Raw genomic sequence first — 16,534 nt, 5'->3', positions numbered from 1 at the left:
GGCCGGTTTCACCGCGGCTTCAGCACGGTTTCGGCGCGGAAGTGACACGGCCCGCGCGGGTCGCGGGACCCGGCTCACCGCGAGCCTGGCAAGCAGCGGGCGCGGGCGAATCCGTACGCCCGGAGTGCTCGACACGCTCGGGTGGCACACGCTCGCCTGGAACGCCGGACCGCACACGCATCCGGCCCAGCGGACCGCCCGGATGATCGCGCGCATCGCCGTGGACACCGCCCTGCTGCGCAACGTGCCCCTGGCGATCACGCCGGAGGAACCGCGGACCCGGCGCGACTGCCGACGCGCTGCACCACGGCCACCCCGCGACCCACTGAAAACGGAGAACGGCTGCCGCGCTCATGCGTGGCAGCCGTTCCCGGGAAGATCGATGTCCACAAGGGACTGTGGTGCGCGATACTGGGATTGAACCAGTGACCTCTACCGTGTCAAGGTAGCGCTCTCCCGCTGAGCTAATCGCGCGTGGAGCGGACGACGGGATTCGAACCCGCGACCCTCACCTTGGCAAGGTGATGCGCTACCAGCTGCGCTACGTCCGCGTGTGGCGCCGGGTTCCAGCGCCGGGAAAGAGAATAGCCGACCGACCCGCCGGCCTCGCAACCACCCGGCGTAACCGGCCGGCGCCGTCACGGACGGCCGGCCGCCTCCTCGGCGGGGCGCTCCGCGGCCTTCTCCGCCCGCCACTCCTCGTCCGTCTTGCCCCGGCGCCAGTAGCCCGAGATCGACAGCAGGTCCTTGCGCACCCCGCGCTCGCCGAGCAGGTACCGGCGCAGCTCCCGGACGAAACCGGCCTCGCCGTGGACGAAGGCCTGCACCGTGCCCGGCAGGAACTCCAGCGCGCGCACGGCGGCCACCAGGTCGTCCCCGGCGGACCGGTGCAACCACTGGATCTGCGCGTCCCCCTTGGTGGCGAGCGGCTGCTCCTCCGCGGGGTCCGCCACCTCGATGAACACCCGCACCGGCACACCGGCCGGCATCATCTCCAGCGCCACCGCGATCGCGGGCAATGCGCTCTCGTCGCCGACCAGCAGGTGCCAGTCGGCCTCCTCGCCGGGGGCGTAGGCGCCGCCGGGGCCGGCCAGCAGCAGCTCGTCACCCGGCTGGGCGGACGCCGCCCACGGGCCGCCGAGCCCCTGGTCGCCGTGGTGCACGAAGTCCAGCGCCAGCTCACCGGCGCGCGGGTCGTAGTAGCGCACGGTGTAGGTCCGCATCACCGGCCACTGCTCGCGCGGCATCTCGGCGCGGATGACGCCCATGTCGAACGGCACCGGGTACTCCACGCCCTCCCGCGGGAACAGCATCTTCACATAGGCGTCGGCGAACTCGTTCGGCTGGAAATCGGCCAGCCCTGGCCCACCGGCGACGATGCGGATCATGTGCGGTGTCAGCCGCTGGGTGCGCAGCACCCGCAGCCGGACCGCCGGCCGGGACTTGCCTGCCATACGCCGCTCCTCACTCGCGTTCAGCGTCTGTGGTTAGGCTACCCTAATCCCGGCCGGAGCAACCGGCGATGGCGGTCAGCAGGTCTTCGATCGCGTCCAGCCGGTGAGCGCTGACGACGGCGTCGCAGTACGGCCACGCCGCCGCCATCCCGCCGGTCGACGGCCGGAACCGGGGGCTGGCCGTGCGCGGGTTGGCCCACACGATCCGGTGCGCGAGCCGCGACAACCGGGCCATTTCGCGGCCCAGCCGCTCGGGGCTGCCGGTCTCCCACCCGTCGGACAGGACGACCACCACCGCTCCGCGCGCCATCCCCCGCGCGCCATGGGTATCCAGGAACTCCCCGAGCGAATCACCGATCTTCGTGCCGCCCGACCAGTCCGGCGCCTCCCGTCCCGCGTCGGCCAGTGCGGCCGACGGCGTCCGCTGCAGCACCCGGGTCAGCCGCGTGAGACGGGTCGCGAACGTGAACACCTCGGCCCGCGCCCCACCCGCGGCGCAGACCAGCAGTTGCAACAGGGCCCGCGCGTAGGGCTCCATCGAGCCCGAGATGTCGCACAGCACGACGAGCTTCCGCGGCTTCTCGCGGGAGACCCAGCGCCGCAACCGGACCGGCTCGCCCCCGGTCCGCCGCGCGACGCGCAAGGTCTCCCGCAGGTCCGCGCGCCGCCCGCCGGGCGAAAGCCGCTTCCGTCGCGACCGCCGCAGCGGGGTCGCCAGCCGGAACTCGCTCATCGCGGCCCGCAGCAGCGCCAGCTCAGCGGGTTCGAGCGTGGCGAAGTCGCGGGTCGCCAGCCGGTCTACCGCGCTGCCCGCCGTGGGAGCCCGCACTTCTCGGGCCGGCCCCGTCGATTCCCCGGCGCTGAACGCCCCGGCGCCGGCGGTGCCGACCTCGGGGGCGGCGAAAACGGTGGCGAATACGCTGGCCAGGACCTGCGCATCGGCCGGGGACGAGGTGAGCGTGGTCAGGGCGCACAGGTACAGCTCGCGCGTGCGCTGCGGCGACACGAGCATCACCGCCCTGGCGAAGCGCGCGGCCCGGTCCGCGCCGACCGCCAGGCCCGCCGACCGCAGCCGCTCGCACAGCCGCGCTGCCAGCTCCGCGAGGTCACTCACCCGGCACCACCGGCGGGCTCAGCCACCGACCACCTCCGCGAGACACACGACCACCACCGGACAGCCGCGCCGCCAGGCCACTCACCCGGCACTACCGCCCGGCCGGAGGGCTCAGCCACCCACCACCTCCGCCAGACGCTCCACCGGAACCGCACCCGCCGGATATGACCGCCACGCCGCCACCGAGAAGAACGCCCGCGCGGCCCTCCTCGCACCTCAGCACCCCGCTCACTCACCCAGCACCACCGGCGGACTCAGCCACCCGCCACCTCCGCGAGACACTCGACCACCACCGCAGAGCCGTCGGCACCAGCTCCGCCGGGCCACTCACCAGGCGCCACCGGCGGGCCGGAGGGCTCACTCACCGACCACCTCCGCCAGCCGCTCCACCGCCACCGCGCGGTCCTCTTCGTACTTGAGCACCGCGCTGAGCGTCCGCTCCACCGCCTGGCCGTCCACCGGCGCCACACCGAGCACCTGCAGCGCCGCGGCCCACGAGATCGCCTCCGCGACCCCGGGCGGCTTGTAGAGCCCGAACCCGCGCATCCGGCCCACCGCCCGCGCCACACGGTCAGCGAGCCAGTCCGCCACGCCCGGCACCCGCAACCGGATGATGGCCGCCACCTGCGCCACCTCCGGGTGCGCGATCCAGTGGTACAGGCACCGCCGCTTGAGGGCGTCGTGCAGTTCGCGGGTCCGGTTGGAGGTCAGCACGACCACCGGCGGCACCACCGCGCGCCGCGTCCCCAGCTCCGGGATCGTCACCGCCGACTCGGCCAGCAGTTCGAGCAGGAACGCCTCGAACTCGTCGTCGGCGCGGTCGACCTCGTCGATCAGCAGCACCGCCGGGCGCGGTCCGGGGTGCGTGATCGCCGCCAGCAGCGGTCGCGCCAGCAGGTAGTCGTCGGCGAAGAGGTCCGCCTCCGCGAGCGACTCGCCCCGCGACTCGGCCAGCCGGATCCCGAGCAGCTGACGCGGGTAGTTCCACTCGTACAGCGCATCCGAAGAGGACAGTCCCTCGTAGCACTGCAACCGGATCAACGGCGTGTCCATGGCGGCCGCCAGCGACTTGGCCGCCTGGGTCTTGCCGACGCCGGGCTCACCTTCGAGCAGGATCGGCTGCCGCATCCGGACCGCGAGGAACAGGGCGGTGGCCAGTGCGTCGTCGGTGAGGTACCCGGCGGCGCCAAGGCGATCGGCGAGATCGCCGACCGTCTCAGGCGTCACCGGTGTACCTGCCCGGCTCGTCGGCGAACGCGTGGCGGCACCCGGTCCCGCAGAAGTAGTACTTCCGCTCGCCGTAGGGCAGCTGCACCGCGTCCGGGGTGATCGCGACGCTCATGCCGCACACCGGGTCGACCGCCTCGGCGGCCACCTCGACGTCCACCGCCGGGTGCCGCGGCGGGCGCGGGCGGGTCGCGATCAGCTCCGCGAACACCGACACCGCCACCTCGGCCGGCGTCCGCGCCCCGATCGGCAGACCGGCCGGGGTGTGGATGCGGCCGGGCTCGGACAGCCCCAGCCGCTCCAGCACCGCCGCGCCGCGCTTTTCGCTGGCGATCAGCCCGATGTAGGCCACGTCCGCCCGCACCGCCGCCTCCAGCACGCGTTCCTCGTCCCGGCCGTGCGACGCCACGATCACCGCGAACGTGTCGTCGGACAGCTCGGCGCCCACCCGCGTCTCGTAGCCGAGTACGCGGCCGACCGACGCCAGCGCCAGCGCGATCGGCCCGTCGCCGTGGATTACGACCAGCAGCGGCGGCATCTGCGCGTCCAGGAAGATCTCCAGCTCCCCGCCGGACAGGCACGGATTCCCGACCGTCACCACCCCCTCCTCGACCTGCTCGCCCGCGCCGGGCTGGATCCGCAGCAGCGCCGACTCGCCGGTCAGCAGCAGCCGGATCCCCTGCTGCCGCACGGTCGACTCGGCGCAGGACCCGCCGACGAAACCCTCGATGGTCCCATCGGCGAGCACCAGCGCGCAGTCGCCGGGTTTCGCGCTGGTGGGGCGTTGCGCCCGCACCACCGTCGCCAGCACGAACGGCGTCCGACCCGCCCGCAGGGACTCCGCGTGCGCGCGCAACTCCTGCCCGTTCATCACGTGATCGCCAAATCTGTCCGGAGTGGACGGTTCTGCAGGGCGCGCCACACGGCCGCTGGGGTCAGCGGCATGTCCGCGTGCCGCACCCCGTACGGTTTGAGCGCGTCGACCACCGCGTTGACCACGGCCGCGGGCGAGCCGACGGTCGCGGACTCGCCGACGCCCTTGGCGCCGATGGGGTGGTGCGGCGACGGGGTCACCGTCTCGCCCAGCTCCCACGACGGGCACTCCATGGACGTCGGGATCAGGTAGTCCATGAACGACCCGCCGAGGTGGTTGCCGTCCTCGTCGAACGCCATCACCTGCATCAGCGCCATTCCGATGCCCTCGGCCAGCCCGCCGTGCACCTGGCCCTCGACGATCGTCGGGTTGATCCGGACGCCGCAGTCGTCGACCGCGACGAACCGGCGCACCTTCACCTGCCCGGTCTCAGGATCGACGTCAACGACGCAGATGTAGGCGCCGAACGGGTAGGTGAGGTTCGGCGGGTTGTAGACGCACGTCGCGTCCAGGTGCCCCTCGACGCCGTCGGGCAGTTCCAGGTCGGAGTGCGCGGCCAGCGCGATCTCCTGGATGGTCTTGCCGGAGTCCGGGTCGCCCTGGACGAACCAGCGACCCTTCTCCCACTCCAGGTCATCCGGGCTCACCTCCAGCATGGCCGAAGCGACGATCTTGGCCCGCTCGCGGACCCGCCGCGCCACCACCGCGGTCGCCCCGCCGGACACCGGCGTCGACCGGGACCCGTAGGTGCCGAGGCCGAACGGCGTCTGGTCGGTGTCGCCGTGCACGACCTCGATGTCGTCCGGCGAGATGCCCAATTCCTCGGCCACGATCTGCGCGAACGTGGTCTCGTGCCCCTGTCCCTGGCTTTGGCAGGACAACCGCAGCACGGCTTTGCCGGTCGGGTGTACACGCAACTCAGCGCCGTCGGCCATGCCCAGCCCGAGGATGTCCATGTGCTTGCGCGGCCCCGCACCGACCGCCTCGGTGAAGAAGCTGATGCCGATGCCCATCAGCGGCCCGTCCCCGCTCACCGCGCGCCGCTTCTGTTCCTCCCGCAGCTCCGCATAGCCGGCGATGTCCATCGCCTGGCTCAGCGCGCGCGGGTAGTCGCCGGAGTCGTACTCCCAACCGGTCTTGCTGACGTACGGGAACTGCTCCGGCCTGAGCAGGTTGCGCTTCCGCAGCTCGGCCGGGTCCATCCCGAGGTCGTAAGCCAGCACGTCGACCAGCCGCTCGACCAGATAGACCGCTTCGGTGATGCGGAACGAACACGCGTAGGCGACACCGCCGGGGGCCTTGTTCGTGTAGACGCCAGTGACCGCGCAGTGCGCCGCCTCGATGTCGTAGGAACCGGTGAAGACGCTGAAGAACCCGGCGGGGAACTTCGTCGGCTGCGCGGTGCCGTTGAACGCGCCGTGGTCGGCGAGCACGTTGACGCGCACCCCGAGGATCTTCCCGTCCCTGGTGGCCGCGATCTCGCCGTGCATGTGGTAGTCGCGGGCGAAGGACGTGCTCATCAGGTTCTCGGAGCGGTCCTCCATCCACTTCACCGGCTTGCCGGTGACGATCGAGCCGACCACCGCGCACACGTAACCCGGGTAGATGCCGACCTTGTTGCCGAACCCGCCGCCGATGTCCGGCGAGATGACCCGGATCTTGTGCTCGGGCAGCCCGGCCACCAGCGCGTACAGGGTGCGGTGCGCGTGCGGCGCCTGCGTGGTCGTCCACACGGTGAGCTTCCCCGTGATGGGGTCCATGTGGGCCACCGCGCCGCAGGTCTCCATCGGCGCCGGGTGCACCCGCGGGTACAGCATGTCCTGCGCGGACACCACGTCGGCGCTGGCGAACACCTCGTCGGTACGCGCGGCGTCCCCTGCTTCCCAGTCGAAGATGTGGTTGTCCCGCTTGCCGTCGATGTCGGTGCGGATGACCGGCGCGTCCGGCTCCAGCGCGCGGCGGGCGTCGACGACGGGTGGCAGCGCCTCGTACTCGACGTCGATCACCTCCAGCGCGTCGCGGGCGGCGTAGCGGTCGTCGGCGACGACGAAGGCGACCTCCTGCCCCTGGAACCGGACCTTGTCGGTGGCCAGCACGGCCTGCACGTCGTGCGAGAGCGTGGGCATCCAGGCGAGGTTCAGTCCCTCCAGGGTCTGGCCGGTGATGACGGCCTTCACCTTCGGGTGCGCCTCGGCCGCGCTCGTGTCGATGGACACGATGCGCGCATGGGCATGCGGGCTGCGCAGCACCGCGCCGTGCAGCATCCCGGGCAGGTTCACGTCGTCGACGTACTGCCCGTGACCGCGGATGAACCGGGCGTCCTCCTTGCGGTGCATGCGCCCGAACCCCATCGGGGTGTGGTTCTCGGTGGTGGTCATGCGGACACCTCCGCACTGTCCACGGTGCTCTCCTCGGGGACCGCCGCGGCGGCGGTGTCGTGCTCGGCGGCCCACTGGATGGACTTGACGATGTTCTCGTAGCCGGTGCACCGGCACAGCTGGCCGGAGATCGCCTCGCGGATGTCCTCTTCGGACGGATCCGGGTGGTGGTCGAGCAGCCAGCGCGCGGTCAGCATCATGCCCGGCGTGCAGAACCCGCACTGCAGGCCGTGGCATTCGGTGAAGCCCTGCTGCACCGGGTCCAGCCCGGTGGAATCGCCGAGCCCCTCGACGGTGCGGACGCGGCGGCCGTCGGCCATCACCGCGAGAACCGTGCAGGACTTGACCGGCGCCTCGTCCAGCCACACCACGCACGCGCCGCAGTTGGAGGTGTCGCAACCCCAGTGCGTGCCGGTCAGGCCCAGCTCGTCGCGCAGGAAGTGCACGAGCAGCAGGCGGGGTTCGACGTTCCGCGTGTGCTGCTGCCCGTTGACGGTAACCGTGATCTCCATGTGTTCAGGCCTCCTGGGGGTGGTTGCCGTGCCAACGGGTGCGGGCCCGGCGCAGCGCGCGGACGGTGAGGACCTCCGCGAGGTGACGCTTGTAGTCGACGGGACCGCGCTGGTCCGCAACCGGTTCGCAGTGCCGCGCGGCGATCCGGCCGGCCTCCGCGAAGCGCTCGTCCACGGCGGGCCCGCCGAGCAGGTACTCCTCGGCCTCCGGCGCGTGGAAGTTCGGCGCACCCAGCGCGGTGAGTCCGATGCCGACCGAAACCAGTTGCGTGCCTTCGATCCGCAACTCCGCGCCGACCGCGGCGACCGCCCAGTCCCCCGCCCTGCGCTCGACCTTCTCGTAGGCCGACGCGGACGAGGAGATCGGCACGCGCAGCTGCACTAGCATTTCGTTTTCCCCCACCACGGTCTGGTAAGGACCGGTGAAGAACTCGCGGACCAGCACGACCCGGCGCCCGCCGGTTCCCTCGATCACCGCCTCGCCGCGCACCGCGGCGAACGCGGCCGACAGGTCCTCCGACGGATCGGCCTGGCACAGCGAACCGCCGACCGTTCCGCGGTTGCGCACCACGGGATCGGCGATCAGCCGCTCGGCGTCGTGGAAGATCGGGAAGTGCTCCCCCACGACCGCCGAGGACAGCAGATCGGCGTGGCGCACCATGGCCCCGACGTACAAGGTGCCGTCCTCGACGCTGATCCGGGCCAACTCGGACAGGCCGTTGATGTCGATGAGCGCCTCCGGCTGGGCCAGGCGCAGCTTCATCATCGGGATGAGACTGTGCCCGCCTGCCACGATCCGGCTCTCCGGTCCGAACTTCGTCAGCAGACTCAACGCGTGCGCCACGCTCGTGGCCCGCTCGTACTGGAACTGCGCAGGTACTTGCATGCGCCCTCCCCGGGCATGGATTTTCGGCACAGGGTGCACCCGGTGGGAGTAACCGACAATGGCCGAATAAGGGATCACTTATGTAGACTGTTCAAGTGATTCGGACCGGTGTGAGATGACCCTCGGTCAGCTGAGTGCCTTCGTCCTCGTGGCCCGGCTCGGCTCGGTGACCGACGCGGCCCGGACCCTCGGCGTCAGCGAACCCGCGGTGTCGCAGGCGCTGGCCGCGCTGCGGCAGCACCACGGGGACAAGCTGATCGTCCGCACCGCCAACGGTATGACGCTGACGCCGGGCGGCAGCCGCCTGCTGCCGATCGCCTCACAGATGGTAGCCCTCGGGGCGGATGCCGATGCGGCCGTCCGGGAGGCCAACGGCGTGGCCGAACGGATGCACGTCGTAGTCACGAGCACGATCGCGGAGTTCGTCGCGGATCCGTTGCTCGAGGCGTTCATGCGCCGGACGGGCCAATCGGTGGACGCCTCGGCGGGGCTGGCTCAGGTGGCGGAAATGCCGGTGCTGGTCACGAACCGGCTTGCCGACGCCGCGCTCGGGCCGCGCCTGGAGGGCGATGTGGCGAGCGAGCCGGTGTTCCGGTGCAACATCGTCGCCGTTGCGGCGCCTGGATTCCGGCCCCGCGGCGGGCCCGCGCAGTGGCCGTGGCTGGTGGACCCGTCGGGGGCGGACCCGGGCAGCGGAACGGCACAACTGTTGCGCCGCATGGCCGTTCCGGAATCCGCCATCCGCGTCTTCCCGAACCAGACCGCGGCGTGGTCGGCGGCGGCCAACGGCAGCGGGGTGTCGCTCGCCTTCGAGCACCTGGTGGCGCCGCAGCGGCGCAGGCACGAACTGGTCGTGCTGCCGACGCCGGTCACCCCGCGGACGGAATACTGGCACCTGACCACGTTGCCGCACAACCGGTGTTCCACCGCGGCGAGCTCGCTGCGGCATTTCCTGGGCACCCCGGCGGCGATGCAGGTGATGCGCGCACCCGGCGCCGGGGTGCCGCCGTCCCGCTTCCGGCCACCGGTCTACGTGACCATCTGGAGCTGACGGCGGGCCCTCCTCGGTGTCGACCATCAGAATCGTCCCGCCGTCGAGGATGCGGCGCACGGTCTTGACCGTGATCAGCGGCGCAGGCGCGCTCGTCGACGTCGTGGCCCTGGTCGTGGTGGCGGGCACGGGGCCGCTGACGGAGCCGCTGTAGCACCGCCCATCCGGCCGGGCCGGCGACTGCGTCTGCACCTCGGGCGGGCACAGCGTCAGGTACTCGTACTCCGCCTCGCCGCTCCGTTGCCGAACCGTCAGGTCCGCAGGCACGCGCAGGCTGTGCAGCATCGAGTGCACGGGCGTCGGCACGAGGCGGACCGACCGCGCGATCTGCAGCATCTTGCCGTCCGGGAGCTGCCAGGCCTTGGCCAGCAGCGAGACCACCCGGTCCGGCGCGATGCGGACCTTCGCCTGCGCTCCCCCGCCGGCCAGGTCCGTCACGATGCCCGACTCCCCGACCTCGCGGTCCGGGAAGTCGCTGACGCGGATCTCCAGGTAGTTGCCGGACGAGCCGTTGTACCGGCCGCTCGCGAACCTGCCGGAGATGGTCCAGGTGCTCAGCTCGAACCCGGAAGGCAGGTCGCCGACCGTGAACGGCAACGCGGGCGCGGGCACCGGGAGGTCGGCCGCCCTGCGGCGGCTTCGATCGACTCCGGCTCGTCCGACGGGCGCAGCACGGTCATCCCGGCGCGACCCCGGCGATCCGTCGCTGGGCGCGCCTGCGCCGGATCCGGCCGTGTGCCCCGGCGAGCACCGCGTCCGGATCGGGGGCGAGCGCCTCCCGGGCCTTCAGCGCTTCCCGCAGATTCCGCATCTCGGACATGGTCAGGCCACCTCCATCTCGGCGCCCATGCGGACCCGCAGCACGGACAGGCCGCGGGAGATGTGACTGCGCACGGTGCCCACCGCGCAGCCGAGTACCGACGCGATCTCGTCGTCGTCGCGGTCCTCGTAGAACCGCAGCACGACGGCGGCCTGCTGCGACCGGCTCAGCCCCGACAGCGGCTTCTTCAGCTGCGCGCCGTCGGCGATCCGGCCGGCGGGGTGCGGCTCGCGGAACCACGTCGGGTCCGCCACCGTCCGCACCGCGCGCTGGTACCAGCGGCGCCGCCACGACAGGTGCCCGTTGACGACCATCTTCCGCAGGCACAGGTCGGGCCGGTCGGTCTCGGCGGCCCGGGCTCACTTCTCGTGGGCCCGCACCAGCGCCTCCTGCACGAGGTCCTGGGCCAGGTCCGGATCCCCGGTCAGGACCGCCGCGAACCGCACCAGCTCCGGCAGCTGCTCGCGGGCGAAATCGTCGAAGTGCACGAAGAGCAGATGCTCGCACCACGGGTGGCCGTTGCACCCGGACCGCACTTTCTCCCGGAAGTGCGGTCCGGGTCACACGATCAGGCCGCGGCAGGCACCCACAGGGCGTCGATCTCCTTCTCCGCGGTGGCGAGGCTCTGCTCGAACAGCGGGATCAGTGCGGCCATGGCCGGGTTCTGCGGCGCGAGGGTCAGCTCGGCGGTGATCACCCGTGGTTCGAGACCGGTCAGGGACAGCCCGTGCGGCAGCCACGGCTCGGCGTGATCCCAGCCCTCGCGCGGCGTGCCCGGGCCGTAGCCGCCGCCACGGCTGGCCAGCACGATGAACTCGCGATCGCCGAGCAGCCCCCGGGCGCTCTCCGGGTCGAACGCCAGGCCGGGAACGATCAGGTGGTCCACCCACGCCTTCACCTCGCTCGGCGGTCCGTAGTTGTACAGCGGCAGGCCCAGCAGCACCGTGTCGGCCGCCTTGATCTCGCCGACCAGCTCCTGCATGCGCGCCCAGGCGGCGGCCTGGGCTTCGGTGTGCTGGGCCGGCGGGACCGTCCGGGCCGTGTTGCCTGCCTCGCCGAGGTGCGGAACCGGGTTCCGGGCGAGGTCGCGGTAGGTGACGGCGCCGTCCGGGTGCGCGGCCCGCCAGGCCGCCGCCGCACGAGCGGTCAGCCTGCGGCTGACGGACTCCTCGCCGCGGATACTCGAGTCGATGTGCAGTAGGTGCGCCATTGGTGGTTTGCCCTTCAAGATTGATTTGTGTTACACGAACTATCTATAGCACACCGATAGGCGCTTCGGTTGGGTAAAGTGACGAGGTGGCCTCCCTGCCGGTTGTGAACCAGCCCGCGCACCGGGTCGGCGCGTTGATCGACCACCTGGCGCGCCGGCTGCGGCTGCGCTCGGAAACCGTGCTGGAGCCGCTGGGCCTGCGGCCCCGGCACCTGCTGGCCCTGACCCTGGTGCGGGACCGGGACGGGATCTCGCAGCAGACGCTGGCGAGCACGCTGGAGATGGACGGGACGAACGTCGTCGGCCTGCTCAACGACCTGGAGCGCGAGCAGCTGGTCGAGCGGCGGCGCTCGCCGGAGGACCGCAGGCGGCACACGGTCTCGCTGACCGAGGCCGGGGCGAAGACGCTGGCGAAGGCGGAGTTCGCGCTGGCGGCGGTGGAGGACGAGGTGTTCTGCGCGCTCGACACCGACCAGCGCGAGACGCTCTACCGGCTGCTGCAGACCGCGAGCAACGGCGAGCAGCCGATCTGCACCGAGACGATCCCCGACTGCTGACCCCCGACCAAGGTCTGAGCCGGTGTAGCCGCAAACCCGACGCGCGCGGCGGGCCGCGCCCGGGACCATCGACGGGTGATCAACCGCGTCCGTTCCGTGGTGCTGGACGTCGTCCTACCGCTCGCCCTCTTCTACGGACTCCGCTCGGCTACCGGCGACACGACGGCGATCGTGACGATCGTCAGCACGCTGTCCTCCAGCTGCCGACCCACCTGCTGCTGCGGCGGTCCGGCCACTGGCGCAGCCTGTTCGGCCGCCCGGTACCTACGACCGGCTGAAGCGGAGCACCTCACCGTCGTCGGCGACGGCGTCCTCGGGCAGCGAGAACAGCTCGATCGCTTTTCAGGGAGCCAGCCGTCGCACGAGGCCGTCGGCCAGCAGGCGTCCCCGGAAGGTCAGCACACAGCGCTGCTTGCCGGCGAGCGCCCCGGCGTCCAGCAGGCCCTCGGCGACCGCGGCCTCGGCCTCCCGCGCCCCGTCGGCGGTCAGCGCGGACACCGGCAGCCCCTCGGCGAGCCGCAGCTCCAGCATGATCCGCTCGAAGGCCTGTTCGTCCGGCGTCAGCACCTCGCGGTCCGCCTCCGGGGACCCGCCGTCGGCCAGCGCCGTGGCGTAGCGCGCCGGGTGCTTCACGTTCCACCAGCGCACCCCGCCGACATGGCTGTGCGCCCCCGGCCCCGCGCCCCACCAGTCGCCGCCGCGCCAGTAGCCCAGGTTGTGCCGGCACGCGGCCGCCTCCGATGCGGCCCAGTTCGACACCTCGTACCAGCTCAGCCCGGCCGCCGACAGCACCGAGTCGATCAGCTCGTAGTCCGCCGCCAGCACGTCCTCGTCCGGCGCGGGCAGCTCACCGTGCCGCACTCGCCGCGCCAGCGCGGTGCCGTCCTCGACGATCAGCGAGTACGCCGACACGTGGTCGACCCCGGCCTCCAGCACCGCGTCCAGCGAGGCACGCAGGTCCGCGGTCCGCTCCCCCGGCGTGCCGTAGATGACGTCGAGGTTCACGTGCTCGAACCCCGCGGCCCTCGCCTCCTTGGCGGCGGCCACCGGGCGACCCGGCGTGTGGGTGCGGTCCAGGATCTTCAGCACGTGCGAGGCCGCCGACTGCATCCCCAGCGAGATCCGCGTGTACCCGGCCTCGCGAAGCCCGGAAAAGAACTCCGGCGACGTCGACTCCGGGTTGGACTCGGTGGTCACCTCGGCCCCCGGCGCCAGCCCGAACGAGTCGCGCACCGCGTCGAGCACGTCGGCCAGCCCGGAGGCGCCCAGCAGCGACGGGGTGCCGCCGCCGACGAACACCGTCTCGGCCGCCGGCGCGTCGCCCAGTGCCCGCGCGCCCAGGTCCAGCTCGCGCCGCAACCCCTCCAGCCACGACTCGGGCGACGCGCTCGTGCCCAGCTCACCGGCGGTGTAGGTGTTGAAGTCGCAGTAGCCGCAGCGCGTCGCGCAGAACGGCACGTGCACGTACACGCCGAAGGGCCGCGTGCCGAGCCCGGCCAGCGCGTGCTCCGGCAGTGCGAACGCCACCGGGGCGGAAGTCTCACTCACGCTTCCCAGTGTCCCTGATCCACTCCGCGCGACAGTCTGCCGGAGATTTTTTCAGCGTGATGCGTATCCCAGCATGCGGAGCGGGCTGGACCACATCGTGAGCAGCGTGGCACGCTGATGCGGTGACTTATGCCGGAGTGCTCCTCGTGGTGCGTCGCCACGTCGACTTCCGGCGTGTCGCCAGCGCCCTGTGCCGCGAGACGAACTGACGCCGCCACCGCCACCCAGCTAGGACCAGCGGGCGCCGTCACGCCGCGGACTGCCAAACCCCCACCACGGGCTTTGACCAGGGCATTTCCGTGTGCGCGGCGCCTTCGCGAGAGCCCCGGAAGGACTCGAACATGGCTTCGCCGACGCGCGACAACCCTGCCGCCGCCCGAACCCCGCGCGCCCGGCAGCGTCGGGGTGAGGGCCAGTGGGCCCTCGGCTACCGGGAGCCGCTGAACCCGAACGAGCGCTCGAAGAAGGACGACCACCCGCTCAACGTTCGATCGCGGATCGAAAACATCTACGCGCGCGGTGGCTTCGACTCGATCGATCCGGGCGACCTCCGTGGCCGGTTCCGCTGGTACGGCCTCTACACCCAGCGCAAGCCCGGCATCGACGGCGGCCGCACCGCGACGCTGGAGCCGGAGGAGCTGGACGACGAGTACTTCATGCTCCGCGTCCGCATCGACGGTGGCGCCCTGACCACCGAGCAGCTCGCGGTCATCGGCGAGATCTCGCAGACCTACGCCCGCGACAGCGCGGACATCACCGACCGGCAGAACGTCCAGTACCACTGGATCCGGATCGAGGACATGCCGACGATCTGGGAGAAGCTGGAGGGCGCCGGCCTGACCACGATGACCGCCTGCGGCGACAGCCCGCGCGTCATCCTCGGCTCCCCCGTCGCCGGCATCGCCGAGGACGAGATCATCGACGGCACCCCGGCCATCGACGAGATCAAGCGCCGCTACCTGGGCAAGCCGGAGTACGCGAACCTGCCGCGCAAGTTCAAGACCGCCGTTTCCGGGCTGCCGGACGTGGCCCACGAGATCCACGACGTCGCCTTCGTCGGTGTCGTGCACCCCGAGCACGGTCCCGGTTTCGACGTGTGGGTCGGCGGCGGCCTGTCGACCAACCCGATGATCGGCCAGCGGCTGGGCGCGTGGGTGCCGCTCGACGAGGTGCCCGAGGTGTGGGAGGGCGTCATCAGCGTCTTCCGCGACTACGGCTACCGGCGGCTGCGCTCCCGCGCCCGGATCAAGTTCCTGGTCAAGGACTGGGGTGCGGAGAAGTTCCGCGAAGTTCTCGAATCCCAGTACCTGAAGCGGAAGATGCTCGACGGCCCGGCGCCGGAGGCGCCCGCCGCGCAGCACGACCACGTGGGCGTGCACCGGCAGAAGGACGGCAAATTCTACGTCGGCGCCGCGCCGGTCGGCGGCCGGGTGTCCGGCTCGACGCTGATCAAGGTCGCGAAGGCCGCCGAGCGCGCCGGCTCGAACCGCGTGCGGCTCACCCCGCTGCAGAAGCTGCTGGTGCTCGACGTCGCCGAGGAGGACGTGCCCGGCCTGCAGGCGGAGCTGGCCGAGCTGGGCCTGCCCACCAACCCGAGCCCGTGGCGGCGCGGCGTGATGGCCTGCACCGGCATCGAGTTCTGCAAGCTCGCGATCGTGGAGACCAAGCAGCGCGCCAAGGACCTGGTGACCGCGCTCGAGGAGCGGCTGGCCGACATCCAGGACCAGGTGGAGAACCCGGTCACGGTGCACATCAACGGCTGCCCGAACTCGTGCGCCCGCATCCAGACCGCGGACATCGGCCTCAAGGGCCAGATCGTGACCGACGACGACGGCAACCAGGTCGAGGGCTTCCAGGTCCACCTGGGCGGCGGGCTCGGCCTGGACGCCGGGTTCGGCCGGAAGCTGCGCGGCCACAAGGTGACCGGCGACGAGCTGATCGGCTACGTCGAGCGGGTCGTGCGCAACTACCTGTCCCAGCGGGAAGAGGGCGAGCGCTTCGCGCAGTGGGTGGCGCGCGCCGACGAGGCCGATCTCCGATGACGGCACAGGAACGCGCGACGCCGTTCCACTGCCCCTACTGCGGGGACGAAGACCTCCGTCCGGAAGAGGACGGAGCCTGGCTTTGCGGCGCCTGCCGCCGCGTCTTCACCGTCAAGTTCATCGGGCTGCGCTTTCCGGAAGGAGCGAGCAAGTGACCACCGCGACGAGGACCGAAGAACTGAAGGCACTGGCGGAGAAGGCGTCCGCCGAACTGGCCGACGCGACCGCGCTGGAGGCCCTGCGCTGGACCGCGGAGACCTTCGGCGACGACTTCATCGTCGCCTCCAACATGCAGGACGCGGTGCTCATCGACCTCGCCACCAAGGTGAAGTCCGATGTGGACATCCTGTTCCTCGAGACCGGCTACCACTTCGCGGAGACGATCGGCACCAGGGACGCGGTCGCGACCGTGTACCCGGACGTGAAGATCGTGAACGCGGCCGCCGAGCAGACCGTGGCGCAGCAGGACGCCGAGTACGGCCCCAAGCTGCACGACCGGGACCCGAACCTGTGCTGCCACCTGCGCAAGGTGGTGCCGTTGCGCAAGACGCTGTCGAACTACTCCGCGTGGGTCACCGGCGTGCGCCGCGTGGACGCCCCGACGCGGGCGAACACCCCGATCGTCACCTGGGACGACCGCAACGGCCTGGTCAAGGTCAACCCGATCGCGCCGTGGACCGACGACGAGTTCAACGCCTACATCGACGAACACGGCATCCTGCAGAACCCGCTGGTCGGCGAGGGCTACCCGTCGATCGGCTGCGCGCCGTGCACCGCGAAGGTGGCGCCGGGCGCCGATCCGCGCAGCGGCCGCTGGGCAGGCAAGTCCAAGACCGAGTGCGGCCTGCACGCGTAGGGAGA

The 16,534-nt window shown here is 71.6% G+C and carries 18 protein-coding genes and 2 tRNA genes; 6 read left to right on the top strand and 14 right to left on the bottom strand.

Annotation, left to right across the window (positions count from 1 at the left end; all coding sequences use genetic code 11):
* Positions 1–399: 399 nt before the first annotated feature.
* The 9 genes from AMETH_RS09530 to AMETH_RS09490 all read right to left on the bottom strand — a co-directional run bounded on the left by AMETH_RS09530 (position 400) and on the right by AMETH_RS09490 (position 8,445).
* Positions 400–474 (bottom strand) — tRNA-Val (locus AMETH_RS09530).
* Between the two features lies 1 nt (position 475).
* A tRNA-Gly gene (locus AMETH_RS09525) sits at positions 476–551 on the bottom strand.
* 87 nt (positions 552–638) lie between these two features.
* Positions 639–1,454 (bottom strand): siderophore-interacting protein, encoded by an 816-nt coding sequence (locus tag AMETH_RS09520; protein WP_017981212.1) that lies wholly within the window; start codon positions 1,452–1,454, stop codon positions 639–641.
* A gap of 43 nt (positions 1,455–1,497) precedes the next feature.
* Positions 1,498–2,568, bottom strand: coding sequence for a vWA domain-containing protein (locus AMETH_RS09515; RefSeq protein WP_017981211.1), 1,071 nt, complete (start codon positions 2,566–2,568; stop codon positions 1,498–1,500).
* Between the two features lie 357 nt (positions 2,569–2,925).
* The gene (locus tag AMETH_RS09510; protein ID WP_017981210.1) at positions 2,926–3,795 is read right to left on the bottom strand and encodes an AAA family ATPase; all 870 of its coding nucleotides are present in this window, start codon (positions 3,793–3,795) and stop codon (positions 2,926–2,928) included.
* Complete coding sequence (locus AMETH_RS09505) at positions 3,785–4,666, bottom strand: XdhC family protein (RefSeq protein WP_017981209.1); 882 nt, start codon at positions 4,664–4,666, stop codon at positions 3,785–3,787. The genes AMETH_RS09510 and AMETH_RS09505 overlap by 11 nt, the downstream gene beginning before the upstream one ends.
* Positions 4,666–7,047 carry an aerobic carbon-monoxide dehydrogenase large subunit gene (locus AMETH_RS09500; protein WP_017981208.1) on the bottom strand — a complete coding sequence of 794 codons (2,382 nt, stop codon included), beginning with the start codon at positions 7,045–7,047 and terminating at the stop codon, positions 4,666–4,668. Before AMETH_RS09500 ends, AMETH_RS09505 begins: the two co-directional genes overlap by 1 nt.
* Positions 7,044–7,559: a (2Fe-2S)-binding protein gene (locus AMETH_RS09495; protein ID WP_017981207.1), complete on the bottom strand. Its 516-nt coding sequence runs from the start codon at positions 7,557–7,559 to the stop codon at positions 7,044–7,046. The genes AMETH_RS09500 and AMETH_RS09495 overlap by 4 nt, the downstream gene beginning before the upstream one ends.
* A 4-nt stretch (positions 7,560–7,563) precedes the next feature.
* Complete coding sequence (locus AMETH_RS09490) at positions 7,564–8,445, bottom strand: FAD binding domain-containing protein (RefSeq protein WP_026152970.1); 882 nt, start codon at positions 8,443–8,445, stop codon at positions 7,564–7,566.
* Positions 8,446–8,560: 115 nt separating this feature from the next.
* Here AMETH_RS09490 and AMETH_RS09485 point away from each other — a divergent pair, with 115 nt between their 5' ends.
* A complete protein-coding gene (locus AMETH_RS09485) occupies positions 8,561–9,496 on the top strand; it encodes a LysR family transcriptional regulator (protein WP_017981205.1) in 936 nt (311 codons plus the stop codon).
* Between the two features lie 676 nt (positions 9,497–10,172).
* Here AMETH_RS09485 and AMETH_RS37855 read toward each other — a convergent pair.
* From AMETH_RS37855 to AMETH_RS09475, 4 genes are all read right to left on the bottom strand, one after another.
* The gene (locus AMETH_RS37855; protein WP_017981202.1) at positions 10,173–10,316 is read right to left on the bottom strand and encodes a hypothetical protein; all 144 of its coding nucleotides are present in this window, start codon (positions 10,314–10,316) and stop codon (positions 10,173–10,175) included.
* Between the two features lie 2 nt (positions 10,317–10,318).
* Positions 10,319–10,630: a sigma factor-like helix-turn-helix DNA-binding protein gene (locus AMETH_RS39790; protein ID WP_017981201.1), complete on the bottom strand. Its 312-nt coding sequence runs from the start codon at positions 10,628–10,630 to the stop codon at positions 10,319–10,321.
* Between the two features lie 45 nt (positions 10,631–10,675).
* The gene (locus AMETH_RS39785) at positions 10,676–10,804 is read right to left on the bottom strand and encodes a sigma factor (protein WP_223843092.1); all 129 of its coding nucleotides are present in this window, start codon (positions 10,802–10,804) and stop codon (positions 10,676–10,678) included.
* Between the two features lie 80 nt (positions 10,805–10,884).
* Positions 10,885–11,526, bottom strand: coding sequence for an FMN-dependent NADH-azoreductase (locus AMETH_RS09475; RefSeq protein WP_017981199.1), 642 nt, complete (start codon positions 11,524–11,526; stop codon positions 10,885–10,887).
* 86 nt (positions 11,527–11,612) lie between these two features.
* Between AMETH_RS09475 and AMETH_RS09470 the strand changes: the two genes are divergently transcribed.
* The gene (locus AMETH_RS09470; protein ID WP_026152969.1) at positions 11,613–12,083 is read left to right on the top strand and encodes a MarR family winged helix-turn-helix transcriptional regulator; all 471 of its coding nucleotides are present in this window, start codon (positions 11,613–11,615) and stop codon (positions 12,081–12,083) included.
* A gap of 342 nt (positions 12,084–12,425) precedes the next feature.
* Here the strand turns inward: AMETH_RS09470 and hemW are convergent, their stop codons facing one another.
* Positions 12,426–13,610: a radical SAM family heme chaperone HemW gene (hemW, locus tag AMETH_RS09465; RefSeq protein WP_017981196.1), complete on the bottom strand. Its 1,185-nt coding sequence runs from the start codon at positions 13,608–13,610 to the stop codon at positions 12,426–12,428.
* Positions 13,611–13,753: 143 nt separating this feature from the next.
* Between hemW and AMETH_RS42480 the strand changes: the two genes are divergently transcribed.
* The 4 genes from AMETH_RS42480 to AMETH_RS09455 all read left to right on the top strand — a co-directional run bounded on the left by AMETH_RS42480 (position 13,754) and on the right by AMETH_RS09455 (position 16,529).
* The gene (locus AMETH_RS42480; RefSeq protein ID WP_369794296.1) at positions 13,754–13,840 is read left to right on the top strand and encodes a putative leader peptide; all 87 of its coding nucleotides are present in this window, start codon (positions 13,754–13,756) and stop codon (positions 13,838–13,840) included.
* Between the two features lie 132 nt (positions 13,841–13,972).
* Positions 13,973–15,673 (top strand): nitrite/sulfite reductase, encoded by a 1,701-nt coding sequence (locus tag AMETH_RS09460; protein ID WP_017981195.1) that lies wholly within the window; start codon positions 13,973–13,975, stop codon positions 15,671–15,673.
* Entirely contained in the window at positions 15,670–15,828 is a 159-nt protein-coding gene (locus AMETH_RS36545) for an Insertion element protein (protein ID WP_081617531.1), read from the top strand. The genes AMETH_RS09460 and AMETH_RS36545 overlap by 4 nt, the downstream gene beginning before the upstream one ends.
* Positions 15,825–16,529, top strand: a complete 705-nt coding sequence (locus tag AMETH_RS09455) for a phosphoadenylyl-sulfate reductase (RefSeq protein WP_017981194.1) — start codon at positions 15,825–15,827, stop codon at positions 16,527–16,529. Before AMETH_RS36545 ends, AMETH_RS09455 begins: the two co-directional genes overlap by 4 nt.
* Positions 16,530–16,534: the final 5 nt, after the last annotated feature.

Origin of the sequence: Amycolatopsis methanolica 239, assembly GCF_000739085.1 — a bacterium.
Taxonomy (GTDB): domain Bacteria; phylum Actinomycetota; class Actinomycetes; order Mycobacteriales; family Pseudonocardiaceae; genus Amycolatopsis_E; species Amycolatopsis_E methanolica.
Note: the sequence above shows the minus strand (reverse complement) of the source record. Positions and strands in the feature narration are given on the sequence as shown.

What these genes read in the sequence shown, in the direction of transcription:
- AMETH_RS09500 (WP_017981208.1), bottom strand. Translation starts at nt 7,047, where the DNA reads ATGACCACCACCGAGAACCACACCCCGATGGGGTTCGGGCGCATGCAC.
- AMETH_RS37855 (WP_017981202.1), bottom strand. Translation starts at nt 10,316, where the DNA reads ATGTCCGAGATGCGGAATCTGCGGGAAGCGCTGAAGGCCCGGGAGGCG.
- AMETH_RS09495 (WP_017981207.1), bottom strand. Translation starts at nt 7,559, where the DNA reads ATGGAGATCACGGTTACCGTCAACGGGCAGCAGCACACGCGGAACGTC.
- AMETH_RS09490 (WP_026152970.1), bottom strand. Translation starts at nt 8,445, where the DNA reads ATGCAAGTACCTGCGCAGTTCCAGTACGAGCGGGCCACGAGCGTGGCG.
- AMETH_RS09520 (WP_017981212.1), bottom strand. Translation starts at nt 1,454, where the DNA reads ATGGCAGGCAAGTCCCGGCCGGCGGTCCGGCTGCGGGTGCTGCGCACC.
- AMETH_RS09505 (WP_017981209.1), bottom strand. Translation starts at nt 4,666, where the DNA reads ATGAACGGGCAGGAGTTGCGCGCGCACGCGGAGTCCCTGCGGGCGGGT.
- AMETH_RS39790 (WP_017981201.1), bottom strand. Translation starts at nt 10,630, where the DNA reads ATGGTCGTCAACGGGCACCTGTCGTGGCGGCGCCGCTGGTACCAGCGC.
- AMETH_RS09485 (WP_017981205.1), top strand. Translation starts at nt 8,561, where the DNA reads ATGACCCTCGGTCAGCTGAGTGCCTTCGTCCTCGTGGCCCGGCTCGGC.
- AMETH_RS09475 (WP_017981199.1), bottom strand. Translation starts at nt 11,526, where the DNA reads ATGGCGCACCTACTGCACATCGACTCGAGTATCCGCGGCGAGGAGTCC.
- AMETH_RS09460 (WP_017981195.1), top strand. Translation starts at nt 13,973, where the DNA reads ATGGCTTCGCCGACGCGCGACAACCCTGCCGCCGCCCGAACCCCGCGC.
- AMETH_RS36545 (WP_081617531.1), top strand. Translation starts at nt 15,670, where the DNA reads ATGACGGCACAGGAACGCGCGACGCCGTTCCACTGCCCCTACTGCGGG.